General features: G+C 60.5%; 12 protein-coding genes. All 12 read left to right on the top strand.

What is annotated here, in order from left to right:
• Positions 1-12 precede the first annotated feature (12 nt).
• The 12 genes from hutI (at position 13) to QMK52_RS05255 (ending at position 14042) form a co-directional block, all read left to right on the top strand.
• The gene (hutI, locus tag QMK52_RS05310) at positions 13-1218 is read left to right on the top strand and encodes an imidazolonepropionase (protein ID WP_194439881.1); all 1206 of its coding nucleotides are present in this window, start codon (positions 13-15) and stop codon (positions 1216-1218) included.
• Positions 1219-1230: 12 nt separating this feature from the next.
• On the top strand, positions 1231-2031 hold the full coding sequence (gene hutG, locus QMK52_RS05305) for an N-formylglutamate deformylase (protein WP_194439882.1): 801 nt from the start codon (positions 1231-1233) through the stop codon (positions 2029-2031).
• A gap of 216 nt (positions 2032-2247) precedes the next feature.
• Positions 2248-3183, top strand: coding sequence for a choline ABC transporter substrate-binding protein (locus QMK52_RS05300; protein ID WP_005783966.1), 936 nt, complete (start codon positions 2248-2250; stop codon positions 3181-3183).
• Between the two features lie 35 nt (positions 3184-3218).
• Complete coding sequence (locus QMK52_RS05295) at positions 3219-4148, top strand: alpha/beta hydrolase (protein ID WP_005783968.1); 930 nt, start codon at positions 3219-3221, stop codon at positions 4146-4148.
• A 103-nt stretch (positions 4149-4251) separates the two neighbouring features.
• Entirely contained in the window at positions 4252-5223 is a 972-nt protein-coding gene (pip, locus tag QMK52_RS05290) for a prolyl aminopeptidase (protein WP_005783969.1), read from the top strand.
• Complete coding sequence (gene dtd, locus QMK52_RS05285; protein ID WP_005783971.1) at positions 5220-5657, top strand: D-aminoacyl-tRNA deacylase; 438 nt, start codon at positions 5220-5222, stop codon at positions 5655-5657. Before pip ends, dtd begins: the two co-directional genes overlap by 4 nt.
• Positions 5658-5923: 266 nt before the next feature.
• The gene (locus QMK52_RS05280) at positions 5924-7660 is read left to right on the top strand and encodes a glucan biosynthesis protein G (RefSeq protein ID WP_005783973.1); all 1737 of its coding nucleotides are present in this window, start codon (positions 5924-5926) and stop codon (positions 7658-7660) included.
• Positions 7653-10223 carry a glucans biosynthesis glucosyltransferase MdoH gene (mdoH, locus tag QMK52_RS05275; protein ID WP_320403882.1) on the top strand — a complete coding sequence of 857 codons (2571 nt, stop codon included), beginning with the start codon at positions 7653-7655 and terminating at the stop codon, positions 10221-10223. Before QMK52_RS05280 ends, mdoH begins: the two co-directional genes overlap by 8 nt.
• A gap of 186 nt (positions 10224-10409) precedes the next feature.
• Complete coding sequence (locus QMK52_RS05270) at positions 10410-11210, top strand: transporter substrate-binding domain-containing protein (protein ID WP_194439886.1); 801 nt, start codon at positions 10410-10412, stop codon at positions 11208-11210.
• Positions 11211-11429: 219 nt separating this feature from the next.
• Entirely contained in the window at positions 11430-12227 is a 798-nt protein-coding gene (locus tag QMK52_RS05265; RefSeq protein WP_005783978.1) for a transporter substrate-binding domain-containing protein, read from the top strand.
• A 128-nt stretch (positions 12228-12355) separates the two neighbouring features.
• The gene (locus QMK52_RS05260) at positions 12356-13315 is read left to right on the top strand and encodes an amino acid ABC transporter permease (RefSeq protein WP_005783980.1); all 960 of its coding nucleotides are present in this window, start codon (positions 12356-12358) and stop codon (positions 13313-13315) included.
• On the top strand, positions 13308-14042 hold the full coding sequence (locus QMK52_RS05255) for an amino acid ABC transporter ATP-binding protein (protein WP_005783982.1): 735 nt from the start codon (positions 13308-13310) through the stop codon (positions 14040-14042). Before QMK52_RS05260 ends, QMK52_RS05255 begins: the two co-directional genes overlap by 8 nt.
• Positions 14043-14046 lie beyond the last annotated feature (4 nt).

Here is a 14046-nt window from a genome sequence, read left to right as displayed (position 1 = left end):
AGGGAGGCGTTGATGAAAACCCTTTGGCAACACTGCCACGTCGCAACCATGGCCCAAGGCAAATACTCGATTATCGAGGATGCCGCCATGGTGACAGCGGGCGCGCTGATCGAGTGGATCGGCCCGCGCAGCCAGGCACCTACGGTCGATTACGCCCAGGTGCATGACCTGCAAGGCGCGTGGGTCACCCCCGGGCTGATCGACTGCCACACCCATACCGTGTTTGGTGGCAATCGCAGCGGCGAATTCGAGCAGCGCCTCGAAGGCGTCAGCTACGCCGACATCGCGGCCAAGGGCGGCGGGATTGCCAGTACCGTGCGTGCCACGCGTGCAGCCACGGAAGATCAATTGTTCCTGAGCGCTGAAAAACGTCTGCGCAGCCTTTTGCGTGACGGCGTGACTACCGTGGAGATCAAGTCCGGCTACGGCCTGGATCTGCCCAACGAGCGCAAGATGCTGCGCGTGGCCCGGCGCCTGGGTGAAACGCTGCCGGTCAGCGTGCGCGCCACATGCCTGGCCGCTCACGCGCTGCCGCCGGAGTACAAGGACCGCGCCGATGATTACATTGAGCACATCTGCAATGAGATGCTGCCGGCGCTGGCCGCAGAAGGCCTGGTGGATGCGGTGGATGCCTTCTGTGAATACCTGGCGTTTTCCCCCGAACAGGTCGAGCGCGTGTTCAAGGTTGCCCAGCAACTCGGCTTGCCGGTAAAGCTGCACGCCGAGCAACTCTCATCGCTGCACGGTTCCAGCCTGGCGGCGCGCTATCACGCGTTGTCGGCCGACCATCTTGAGTTCATGACCGAAGAAGACGCCATCGCCATGGCTGCTGCCGGCACGGTCGCCGTGTTGCTGCCGGGCGCTTTCTACTTCCTGCGCGAAACCCAGTTGCCGCCGATGGAGGCCCTGCGCAAGCACGGCGTGAAGATCGCCATCGCCAGCGACCTCAACCCCGGCACTTCCCCGGCGTTGTCGGTGCGCCTGATGCTGAACATGGCCTGCACCCTGTTCCGCATGACGCCCGAAGAAGCCTTGGCCGGTGCCACGCAACACGCCGCCACCGCGTTGGGCATGGGCGACACCCATGGCTCACTGGAAGCGGGCAAGGTCGCTGACTTTGTCGCCTGGCAGATCGATCGCCCCGCCGACCTGGCCTACTGGCTGGGTGGCGAACTGGATAAACGCGTTGTGCGCCACGGCGTCGACGTCACTGTTTGAGAGGATGCAGTTGTGGATAAGGTTCTGACATTCAAACAAGGCCGCGTACCGCTGCTGATCAGCATGCCCCACGCCGGCCTGCGCCTCACCCCTGCGGTGGAGGCTGGGTTGATCCCCGAGGCGCAAAGCCTGCCGGATACCGACTGGCATATCCCCCTGTTGTATGACTTTGCTGAAGAACTGGGCGCCAGCACCCTGGCTGCGGAGTACTCGCGGTTTGTCATCGACCTCAACCGGCCCTCCGACAACACGCCGCTGTATGCCGGAGCTACCACTGGCCTGTACCCCGAGACGCTGTTCGATGGCGTGCCGTTGTTCCGTGAAGGGCAAACGCCCTCCGAGGAGGAGCGGGCCAACTACCTGCAAAAAATCTGGGGGCCGTACCACCGCCAACTGCAAGAAGAACTGGCACGCCTCAAGGCCGAGTTCGGCTATGCGTTGCTGTTCGATGCGCACTCGATCCGCTCGGTAATCGCGCACCTGTTCGACGGCAAATTGCCGGACTTCAACCTGGGTACTTTCAACGGCGCTGCATGCGACCCGCAGCTGGCCAGCCAACTGGAAGCGATTTGCGCCCAGCACCCGCAGTACACCCATGTGTTGAATGGGCGCTTCAAAGGCGGCCATATCACCCGTCACTATGGCAACCCGGCGCAGGATATCCACGCGGTGCAGCTGGAGTTGTGCCAGAGCACCTATATGGAGGAGTTCGAACCGTTCCGTTATCGCCAGGATTTGGCCGAGCCGACTCGGGTGGTGTTGAGGCAGTTGCTGGAAGGGCTGTTGGCCTGGGGACAAAAGCGCTACGGCTGAAGTCGCTATCGCAGGCAAGCCAGCTCCCACACTTGAATGGGTTCACAGATCAACATGTGGGAGCTGGCTTGCCTGCGATGACGGCCCAACAGTCGCCCCTGTGCAACTGCCGGTCGCCACAGGTCGAGTTCATCAGGGTTTTGCTGGGTAAGGTTGTGAGTAGGGCGCATCAGACGCCGTCCCCACAATAAAAAACTGCCGAGTGAGACCACTTACATGAAACGACTGTTGTTGACCCTCATGCTCAGTGGCTATGTGAGCAGCCATGCCATGGCCGCCGAACCGGCTTCCTGCAAAACCATCCGCATGGGCGTGGTCAGTTGGACCGATGTGGTTGCCACCTCTGGCATGGCGGACGTGCTGCTCAGTGGCCTGGGCTACGACAGTAAACAGACCAGCGCCGTGCAGCAGATCATCTTTGCCGGTATCCGTGACAAGCGCCTGGATATCTTCCTCGGTTACTGGAAACCGGCGATGGACAACAACATCGCCCCGTTCCTGGCGGCCGGGCAGGTCAAGGTGCTCGACACGCCGAGCCTGGCCGATGCCCAGGCCACCCTGGCGGTGCCGCAATACGTGGCCGATGCCGGCTTGAAGACCTTTGCCGACATTGCCCGCTTCAAGGACAAACTCGGCGGCAAGATCTACGGCATCGAGCCGGGCAGCGGTGCCAATACCGATATCCAGAAGATGATCGACACCAACCGCTTTGGCCTGGGCGGCTTCAAGCTGGTCGCGTCCGGTGAAGCGGGGATGCTCGCTGCGGTGCAACGTGCGGTGAATCGCAAAGAGTTCGTGGTGTTCGTCGGCTGGACTCCGCACCCGATGAACCTGAACATGCAAATGGCCTACCTCACCGGCAGTGAAGATGTGTTCGGCCCCAACGAAGGTCGCGCCACGGTGTCTACGGTGACAGCGCCGGATTTTGCCGAGCGCTGCCCGAACGCCAACCGGCTGCTCACCAACCTGACCTTCACCGCCGCCCAGGAAAGCCAGTGGATGGTGCCGATCATGGCGCGCCAGTCGCCCCAGGAAGTGGCGAAAAAATGGCTGCGCGAGCATCCCGAGGATCTACAGCGCTGGTTGGCCGGGGTGGCAGCCTTTGATGGTAGCGATGGTGTTGCTGCCGTCCAGGCCAGCCTTAAACCCTAGAGACACCATCGGACCAGTGTGAATAAGGTGTGCACATGTACCCTATTTCTTCGCAGATGCGCGCCTTTGTCGCGAAGACCGAAGCTTTTACCAGCGATGACTCATCGCTGGCTGGCCTGCGCCAAACCTACAACCGCATGTGCCAGGCATTTACCCCGCCCGTACCCGCGGGGCTGCACATCGCAGATTTTTCTGTAGGAAGTGTCAGCGTGCGCAGCTATCGGCCCGAGGCGCCTGATCCAGCAGAAGGCTGGCCCTGCCTCCTCTATATGCACGGTGGCGGTTGGGTCGTTGGCGGGCTGGACTCCCACGATTTCATCTGCTTTGAACTGGCCGCCACGCTGCAAGTGTTGGTGATCGCCATCGACTACCGCTTGGCCCCTGAGCATCCTTACCCCGCGGCCTACAACGATTGCCGGGCGGTATGGCAGGCGATCCAGGCAGGCGAGGGGCTGCCTGCCATCAACCTCGAACGGCTGGTGGTGATGGGCGACAGCGCCGGTGGCAACCTGGCGGCGGCGTTGTGCCTGGGGCTGCGCGATGACCGGCAAGCAATGCCCCGCGCCCAGGTGCTGGTTTACCCAGGCTTGGGTGGCCCCGCCGACTTGCCCTCGCGGGCTGATTGCTGGGATGCACCGTTGCTCAGCCGTGCCGACACTGAGGACTACTTGGCGTTGTACCTGGGTGACACGCGCATACCCTCGCCCTACGCCATGCCACTGCTGGCCGAGGCGTTCGACGGGCTACCCAAGGCGCTGATCGCCGTAGCCCAGTTCGACCCGCTGCGCGATGACGGCCGGCTGTACGCCGAGCGCCTGCAAGCTGCAGGCGTGGAAACCGTGCTGTATCCCGGCAAAGGGCTGGTCCACGGTTGTTTGCGTGCACGCGGCCAGGTGCCGGAGGTGGATCGGCTGTATGACTATCTGCTCGGTTACCTGAGGCGCGAACTGCTGACACAGGTCTAAGCGCTCAATGACATGCTCATTGCACAATTCGGGTTTATGATGCGAGACGGCAAAATAATAGACGTCCCCCCAGGGATGAACCCGACACCCTACGGAGCGCGCAATGCAGACTTGGTACCCGCAGATCAAACCCTACGCCCGGCATGATCTGGCAGTCGATGACACCCACACGCTGTATGTCGATGAAAGTGGCTCTCCCGAGGGCTTGCCCGTCGTGTTCATCCACGGGGGGCCAGGTGCCGGTTGCGACGCCCAGAGCCGCTGCTACTTCGATCCGAACCTCTACCACATCGTCACCTTCGACCAGCGTGGCTGCGGGCGCTCCACCCCCCGCGCCAACCTTGAGAACAACACCACCTGGGATCTGGTCGCCGACCTTGAGCGCATCCGCGAGCACCTGGGCATCGACAAATGGGTGCTGTTCGGCGGCTCCTGGGGTTCAACCCTGGCCCTGGCCTACGCACAAACCCATCCAGAGCGTGTGCTTGGCCTGATCGTGCGCGGCATCTTCCTGGCCCGCCCGCAGGATATTCACTGGTTCTACCAAGAGGGCGCGAGCCGCCTGTTCCCGGATTACTGGCAGGACTACCTGGCGCCGATCCCGGTGGAAGAGCGCCACGACATGATCGCCGCCTACCATAAGCGCCTGACCGGCAACGACCAGATCGCCCAGATGCATGCGGCCAAGGCTTGGTCCGGTTGGGAAGGGCGCATGTTGGGGCTGTGCCCGAGCCCCCAGCATGTGGAGCGTTTTTCCGAGCCGCAACGCGCACTGTCCATTGCGCGCATCGAGTGCCATTACTTCACCAACAACTCCTTCCTGGAGCCCAACCAGCTGATTCGCGATATGCACAAGATCGCCCATCTGCCGGGCATCATCATCCATGGTCGCTACGACATGATCTGCCCGCTGGATAACGCCTGGGAGCTGCATCAGGCCTGGCCCAACAGTGAATTGCAGGTGATTCGCGAGGCGGGTCACGCCGCGTCCGAGCCGGGCATCACCGACGCGCTGGTGCGCGCCACCGGCGAGATGGCACGGCGCCTGCTTGATCTGCCGCCTGAAGAAGCATGAAGGGCCTGTTGCAGCGGGTGCGTGGCGCCCGCGTCGAAGTAGCCGGTGAGGTCGTGGGGGCGATTGACCAAGGTTTGCTGGTGCTGGTCGCCGTAGAACCTACAGATACGCCCGAGAGCGCCGACAAACTGTTGCACAAGCTGCTTAACTACCGGGTGTTCAGTGACGCCGAGGGCAAGATGAACCTCTCGCTCAAGGATATCGGCGGCGGGTTGCTGCTGGTGTCGCAGTTCACCCTGGCGGCGGACACAAAGAGCGGGCTGCGGCCAAGTTTCTCCACCGCTGCCCCTCCGGCCTTGGGAGCGGCGCTTTTTGAGCACTTGTTGTTACAAGCGCAACAATTGCATGGCAAGGTGGCGTCAGGGCGTTTTGGCGCTGATATGCAGGTGCATTTGGTCAATGATGGCCCTGTGACCTTTCTCTTACAGACATGAATGTATGAAAAACGACTTTAATGCCTAAAAACGCAGGTTTTCGCTACAAATACTTCGCTGTCCCTGATGCGTTGTCTCGCGGGCTACTAGATAATCGCGCGCTACGGGGATCAGCGTTGTTTGGTCCATTTTTGACTTAGGTAGAGCCTTGTCCGATAGCCTTTGGGGAATCATTTTGCCTTGGGGGAGTCGGAACATTGCTCGCCAACCTGGCATATAGATAGCTGGCCGTTGGTTTTTTGATCTGTTTTCGGCGAGGGTTGCTCGTGATTGTTAGTCCCTGTAATGCACCAAAATTGTCTGCCAAACGGTTACGAAACGCACTGGTAACGGGCTCTGCCCTGTTTTGCCTGTTCGGCGCGGGTCAACTGTGGGCATTCAGTCTGGATGATGTGTCGGCCAAGGCAAAAGAGCTGGCCGGGCAGAAATACGAAGCTCCGCGCAGCAATCTGCCGAACGAATTCCGCGAAATGAAATTCGCTGACTACCAGAAGATTCGTTTCCGCAACGAAAAAGCCGAGTGGGCCGATCAGAACACCCCGTTCAAGCTGTCCTTCTATCACCAGGGTATGCATTTCGATACGCCGGTGAAAATCAATGAAGTCACCGCTGACAGCGTGCATGAAATCAAGTACGACCCGACTCGCTTCGATTTCGGTGACGTGAAATTTGATCCCAAAGCTACCGAGCAACTGGGTTATGCCGGTTTCCGTGTGCTTTTCCCGATCAACAAGGCCGACAAGCAAGACGAAATCATGACCATGCTCGGCGCGAGCTATTTCCGCGTCGTCGGCAAGGACCAGGTGTATGGCCTGTCTGCCCGTGGCATGGCTATCGATACCGCGCTGCCGTCCGGTGAAGAGTTCCCGCGGTTCACCGAGTTCTGGATCGAGCGTCCAAAGCCGGGCGACAAGCACCTGGTGATCTTCGCCCTGCTGGACTCGCCGCGCGCTACCGGTGCCTATCGTCTGATCCTGCGGCCCGGCACTGACACCGTGGTCGATGTGAAGTCCCAGATGTTTCTGCGCGACAAGGTCAGCAAGCTGGGGGTTGCCCCGTTGACCTCGATGTTCCTGTTCGGCGCCAACCAGCCTTCCAAGGTGCTTAACTACCGTCGCGAGCTCCACGATTCCAGCGGCCTGTCGATCCACGCCGGCAATGGCGAATGGATCTGGCGCCCGTTGAACAACCCTAAACACCTGTCGGTCAGCAACTTCAGCGTCGAGAACCCGCGTGGGTTCGGCCTGCTGCAACGTGGCCGCAACTTCAGCCACTACGAAGACCTGGACGACAACTACGACAAGCGCCCAAGCGCCTGGATCGAACCTGAAGGCGATTGGGGCAAAGGCTCCGTTGACCTGGTAGAGATCCCGACTGCCGATGAAACCAACGACAACATCGTGGCGTTCTGGAGCCCGGCCGAACTGCCGGAAGTCGGCAAGCCGCTGGACATCGCCTACCGTCTGCACTGGACCCTGGACGACGCTGCATTCCATTCGCCGGACAGCGCCTGGGTCAAGCAGACCCTGCGTTCTACCGGTGACGTGAAGCAATCCAACCTGATCCGTCAGCCCGATGGCAGCGTGGCCTACCTGGTGGACTTCGAGGGCCCGGCCCTGAAGAAACTGCTGCCGGACGCCCCGGTGCGCAGCCAGGTGAGCGTGGGCGACAACGCCGAACTGGTTGAAAACAGTGTGCGCTACAACGAACACACCAAAGGCTGGCGCCTGACCCTGCGCATGAAGATCAAGGACGCAGGCAAACCGACCGAAATGCGTGCGGCACTGGTGCAGGATGTGGTGCAACCAGCGCCTGAGCCGGTTTCCAATCACGTGTTGAAGGCTGACAAAGTCCTGGCCAAGCAGCACGAGAAACAGGCCAGGAAAGACGCAAAAGACAAGCAAGACCCGCAGCCAGAAGCTGCCCCAGCCACACCGGAGCCGGCCAAGACCGAACAAGTCCTGACCGAAACCTGGAGCTATCAGTTGCCTGCCGATGAGTAATTCAAATGTCCGGCCAGAGACTCTGAGCGAGTATCTGGCGCACCTCCCGTTGACCGCTGAGCAGCGCGCCGAGCTGGCGGGCTGCAACTCGTTCAGCGAATTGCACGAACGCTTGTCGTCGTCGACTTTCGACGCACCGACTGAGGCCGCCCAGGCTTCGGTCGGCCGTCGCTTGACCCTCAACAGCGCCGAAGAGCTGCAAGACGCCGAGATGCTGGCGCTCGACGCCAGCGGTCGCGTGTGCCTTAAAGCCACGCCGCCGATCCGCCGGACCAAAGTGGTGCCCGAGCCTTGGCGCACCAACATCCTGGTGCGCGGCTGGCGCCGGATGACGGGTCGCACCAACCCGCCCAAGCCACCCAAGGATGAGCGCGTACTGCCCGCTGCCCGCTGGCGTACCGTGGGTTCGATCCGTCGCTATATCCTGTTGGTGTTGATGCTGGGCCAGACCATTGTCGCCGGCTGGTACATGAAAGGCATCATGCCGTACCAGGGCTGGTCGCTGGTCGACTTCGATGAGATCCGCAACCAGACCCTGCTGCAAACCGCCACTCAGGTAATGCCTTACGCGCTGCAAACCAGCATCCTGATCATGTTCGGGATTCTGTTCTGCTGGGTCTCGGCCGGTTTCTGGACCGCACTCATGGGCTTCCTTGAACTGCTGACCGGTCACGATAAATACCGCATCTCCGGTAAAAGTGCCGGTAACGAGCCAATTCCGAAGGATGCGCGCACTGCACTGGTGATGCCGATCTGCAACGAAGACGTGCCGCGGGTATTTGCAGGTTTGCGTGCCACGTTCGAATCGGTAGCCGCCACCGGTGACCTGGATCGCTTCGATTTCTTTGTGCTCAGCGACAGTAATGACGCCGACATCTGCATCGCCGAACAGCAAGCCTGGCTCGACGTGTGCCGCGAAGCTGGCGGCTTTGGCAAGATCTTCTATCGCCGCCGCCGCCGTCGTGTAAAGCGCAAGAGCGGCAACCTCGACGACTTCTGCCGTCGCTGGGGTGGTGACTACAAATACATGGTCGTTCTCGACGCTGACTCCGTGATGAGCGGCGAATGCCTGACCAGCCTGGTACGCCTGATGGAAGCCACGCCGGATGCGGGGATTATCCAGACAGCGCCGCGGGCGTCGGGCATGGACACCCTGTATGCGCGTATGCAGCAGTTCGCTACCCGCGTATACGGCCCATTGTTTACCGCCGGCCTGCACTTCTGGCAGTTGGGTGAATCCCACTACTGGGGTCACAACGCCATTATCCGCATGAAGCCGTTTATCGAGCACTGCGCCCTGGCGCCGTTGCCAGGTAAGGGCGCATTCGCCGGTGCAATCCTCTCCCACGACTTCGTTGAAGCCGCGCTGATGCGCCGTGCCGGCTGGGGCGTGTGGATTGCCTACGACTTGCCGGGCAGTTACGAAGAACTGCCGCCGAACCTGCTGGACGAACTCAAGCGTGACCGTCGCTGGTGCCACGGTAACCTGATGAACTTCCGCCTGTTCCTGGTTAAAGGCATGCACCCGGTGCACCGTGCGGTGTTCCTGACCGGCGTGATGTCCTACCTGTCGGCGCCGTTGTGGTTCTTCTTCCTGGTGTTGTCCACGGCGTTGCTGGCGGTGAACACCCTGATGGAGCCGCAGTACTTCATGGCGCCGCGCCAGTTGTACCCGCTGTGGCCACAATGGCACCCGGACAAGGCGGTGGCGCTGTTCTCCACCACCATCGTGCTGTTGTTCCTGCCCAAGCTGCTCAGCATCATTCTGATCTGGGCCAAGGGTGCCAAGGAGTTCGGCGGCAAGTTCAAGGTGACCTTGTCGATGCTGCTGGAGATGTTGTTCTCCATGCTGCTGGCGCCGGTGCGGATGATTTTCCACACCCGTTTCGTCCTCGCCGCCTTCCTCGGTTGGGCCGCCACCTGGAACTCGCCGCAGCGTGACGACGACTCCACGCCCTGGAGCGAAGCGGTCAAGCGTCACGGCCCGCAAACCATTCTCGGCTTCCTGTGGGCGCTGTTGGTGGTGTGGTTGAACCCAAGTTTCCTGTGGTGGCTGGTGCCGATTGTCGGCTCGCTGATGCTGTCGATTCCGGTGTCGGTGATTTCCAGCCGGGTCAAGCTGGGCCTCAAGTCCCGTGACGAGAGCCTGTTCCTGATCCCCGAGGAATACAATCCGCCGCAAGCGCTGCTGTCGACCGAGAAGTACACCCACGAAAACCGTTGGCACGCCCTCAATGACGGTTTCGTGCGTTCGGTGGTCGACCCGCAGCAGAACGCCCTCGCCTGTGCCTTGGCGACCTCGCGTCACCGTGAGGCCGAGCCGATCGAGTACCTGCGCATGGAGCGCGTTCGCCATGCGTTGAAAGTCGGCCCTGCCGGCCTCAACAACAGCGAACGTCTGGCCCTGCTCAGTGACCCGGTAGCCCTGGCTCGCCTGCATGAGCAGGTCTGGAGCGAAGGTCATGCCGAGTGGCTCGATGCCTGGCGTGCTTCGATCAAGGCTGATCCGCACGCGCCATTGCTGCCTCTGCAACCGCAGTCGCCGCAGGCCCAACCGGCCTGATTCAGACGCCCCCGAGGGTTCGCCTCGGGGGCGCTGCAGACGCTGGTCCTACAGCGTTTACAGTCGCTTCCTTTTATCCCTAACTCCTTGTTATTTCGAAACAAAAGACCTTTGATCGAGGCGTATTGTGGTGCCTGTCGCTGGGTTAGCATCGCCCCCAAAATTTGACTCGCCACGGGGGCATTCATGATCAAAAGGTATTGTTCGGTATTGCTGGTTAGCGTTTTCCTATGGGCTTACGCGGGTCTGCTGAGTGCGGGCGCCCTGGACGATGCTGTTCGTCGCGGCGTGTTGAAGGTGGGGACCACGCCCAATTACGTGCCCTTCGAGATGCTCGATAAGCAGGGGCGCATCGTCGGTTTTGAAATTGACTTGCTGCGCGCCATGAGCCGTGCGCTAGGCGTGGAGCTTGAGCTGATTGCAGTGCCGTATACGGATTTGGTCCCGGGGTTGATGGCGAAGAAATTCGACCTGATTGGCAGTGGCATGACCGTCACCCAAGAGCGCAACCTGAAGCTCAACTTCAGCGACTCTTTCATTGTGGTGGGTCAGACCGTGCTGCTGCACCCCCGCCTGGCCGGCATCGTTTCCAGCATCGAAGAGCTGGACGACGCCAGCTACCGGGTGGTGACTATCCAGGGCACGACCGGAGAGGCAGCAGCCCAGCGTTTTCTGGGGGCTGCTCAACTGGGCACGGTGACGACCCCGGAAGACGGTGTGCGGCAGGTCGTGGAAGGCAAGTTCGATGCGTTTATCCATGATGCGCCCTACAACCTGATCGCGATGAGCCGGCCGCAGAACAGCGCCTTGTTGACACTGGAACAACCCTTCACCTTTGAGCCCCTGGCGTTTGGTTTGAAAAAGGGTGATTACGACAGCCTCAACTGGATCAATCACTTTCTCAATCAGATCGCTCAGGATGGCTCCTACGATCGCCTGCATGACAAGTGGTTCAGGGACACGGCCTGGATGGCAGAGATTGAGTGATCGTCATAACTACTTACACATCAATCAATTGTCGAGGGGCTACGTAAACGCGTCTACCCCTGCGCTTGACTGCACCGCCGTAGGACTTTTACGACATACGCCGACAACATTTACCGGTGAAACCTTTGTGACGGACAACGAGTGGGTTAGGATCGCATCCCGAAATGGCGCAGCCCTTTTGTGCGCCGACCTTATAAGAATCGTTCAGGGGTCTTGATGATGAAAAAGTATCTTTCGATGCTGATGCTCGGCGTCACCGCGATGGTCGCTGCCACTGCGGCCCAGGCTGGTGCCATCGACGATGCGGTCAAGCGCGGCACGTTGAAAGTCGGCATGGACCCGACCTACATGCCGTTCGAAATGACTGACAAGCGCGGTGAAATCATCGGCTTCGAAGTCGACATCCTCAAGGCCATGGCCAAGTCCATGGGGGTCAAGCTGGAGCTGGTGTCCACCGGTTATGACGGCATCATCCCGGCCTTCCTGACCGGCAAGTTCGACATGATCGGCAGCGGCATGACCCTGACCCAGGAGCGCAACCTGCGCCTGAACTTCAGCGAACCCTTCATCGTGGTCGGCCAGACCCTGCTGATCCGCAAGGACCTGGAAGGCACCATCAAGTCCTACAAAGACCTGAACGATGAGAAATACCGTCTGACCTCCAAGCTCGGCACCACCGGTGAGATGGTCGCCAAAAAGCTGATTTCCAAGGCCAAGTACCACGGCTACGACAACGAGCAGGAAGGCGTGCTGGATGTGGTCAACGGCAAGGCTGATGCCTTTGTGTATGACGCGCCGTACAACGTAGTAGCCGAGAAGAAAGTCGGCAACGGCAAGCTGGTGTTCCTGGAAGAACCCTTCACCTTTGAACCCCTGGCGTTCGGTTTGAAGAAAGGCGATTACGACAGCATCAACTTCATCAACAACTTCCTGCACCAGATCCGTAACGACGGCACCTACGATCGCATCCATGACAAGTGGTTCAAGAGCTCCGAGTGGCTCAAGGACATGGAATAAGGCCTGACACCGAGTTGCCTGCATCGCAGGCACGCCAGCTCCCACATTTGACTGTATTTACAGATCAAATGTGGGAGGGGGCTTGCCCCGATGGCGGCCTATCAGGCAACACATATCCGGAAAGTGAAATGAAACAGAAAAAAGCCCAATGGCCCTGGCACCTGCTGACGGTGGTCGTGCTGGTCGGCCTGGCTGGCGCCTTGTACTACGCCACCTCGTTGATGTCCTACGAATGGCGCTGGAACCGCGTACCGCAATACTTCGCCTATCAAGCCGAAACCTCCCAGCGCGCCGCGGATATTTCCACCGTGGTCGAGTTGGTGCGTAAAGGCGATGTGGCCGAAGTCACCCTGCGCAACGACGCGGGGGCCGAGCAAAAGCTCACAGTTGCCGACAACAGCCTGCAAGTGGCGCGTGGCGACGATGTGGCTGAAGGCGATGTGGTCGGCGTGACCCGCCAGTGGGCGCTGGGGCCGTTGATGTGGGGCTTGTGGACCACGTTGTGGCTGTCAGTGGTGTCCGGCATCCTGGGCTTGGCGATAGGGCTGGCGACCGGTTTGTGCCGGCTCTCCAAAAACCCGACCCTGCGGGATTTGTCGACGATCTACGTCGAACTGGTGCGCGGTACGCCGCTGCTGGTGCAGATTTTCATTTTCTATTTCTTCATCGGCACGGTGCTCAACCTGTCCCGGGAGTTTGCCGGGATCGCCGCGCTATCGTTGTTCACCGGCGCCTACGTGGCCGAAATCGTCCGCGCCGGCGTGCAGTCCATCACCCGTGGCCAGGATGAAGCGGCGCGTTCCTTGGGCTTGAGCGCCAGCCAGTCGATGCGCCATGTGGTGTTGCCGCAAGCCTTCAAGCGCGTGCTGCCACCCCTGGCCGGGCAATTTATCAGCCTGGTCAAGGACACGTCCCTGGTGTCGGTGATTGCGATTACCGAATTGCTCAAGAGTGGCCGCGAAGTGATCACCACCTCGTTTTCGCCATTCGAGATCCTGTTCTGTGTGGCAGGCCTGTACCTGCTGATCAACCTGCCGCTGTCGAAAATGGCCAGCCGGCTTGAGCGGAGGCTCGCCCAAAGTGATTGAAGTGCGCGATCTGGTAAAAGTCTTCGACACCCGTGGGCATGTGGTACGCGCGGTGGATCACGTCACTACCCAGGTGGCCAAGGGCGAAGTGCTGGTGGTCATTGGCCCGTCCGGTTCCGGCAAGTCCACCTTCCTGCGCTGCCTCAATGGGTTGGAGGCGTTCGACTCGGGCTCGGTGAGCATTGATGGCCTGCAATTGGCCGATCCTAAAACCGATGTGAACGCCTATCGCCGTGAAGTCGGCATGGTGTTTCAGCATTTCAACCTGTTCCCCCACATGACCGTGCTGGAAAACCTGTGCCTGGCGCAAAAGGTCGTGCGTAAGCGCGGCAAGCAAGAGCGCGAGGCCAAGGCGCTGGCTCTGTTGGAAAAGGTGGGTATCGCGCAGAAGGCCCATGAGTTTCCATCGCGCCTGTCTGGCGGCCAACAGCAGCGGGTTGCGATTGCCCGGGCGCTGGCCATGGAGCCCAAGGTGATGCTGTTTGACGAGCCCACCTCGGCGCTCGACCCGGAAATGGTTGGCGAAGTCCTCGACGTCATGAAGACCCTGGCCCTGGAAGGCATGACCATGGTCTGCGTGACCCACGAGATGGGCTTTGCTCGCGAAGTGGCGGACCGGGTGCTGTTCTTCGACCATGGCAAACTGTTGGAGGACGCAGCACCCGCCGAATTCTTCGCAGCGCCGAAAGACCCGCGCGCCCAAGCCTTCCTGCGCCAGGTGTTGTAACTGC

Source organism: Pseudomonas sp. P9_2, assembly GCF_034008255.1.
Classification (GTDB): domain Bacteria; phylum Pseudomonadota; class Gammaproteobacteria; order Pseudomonadales; family Pseudomonadaceae; genus Aquipseudomonas; species Aquipseudomonas synxantha_A.
Note: the sequence above shows the minus strand (reverse complement) of the source record. Positions and strands in the feature narration are given on the sequence as shown.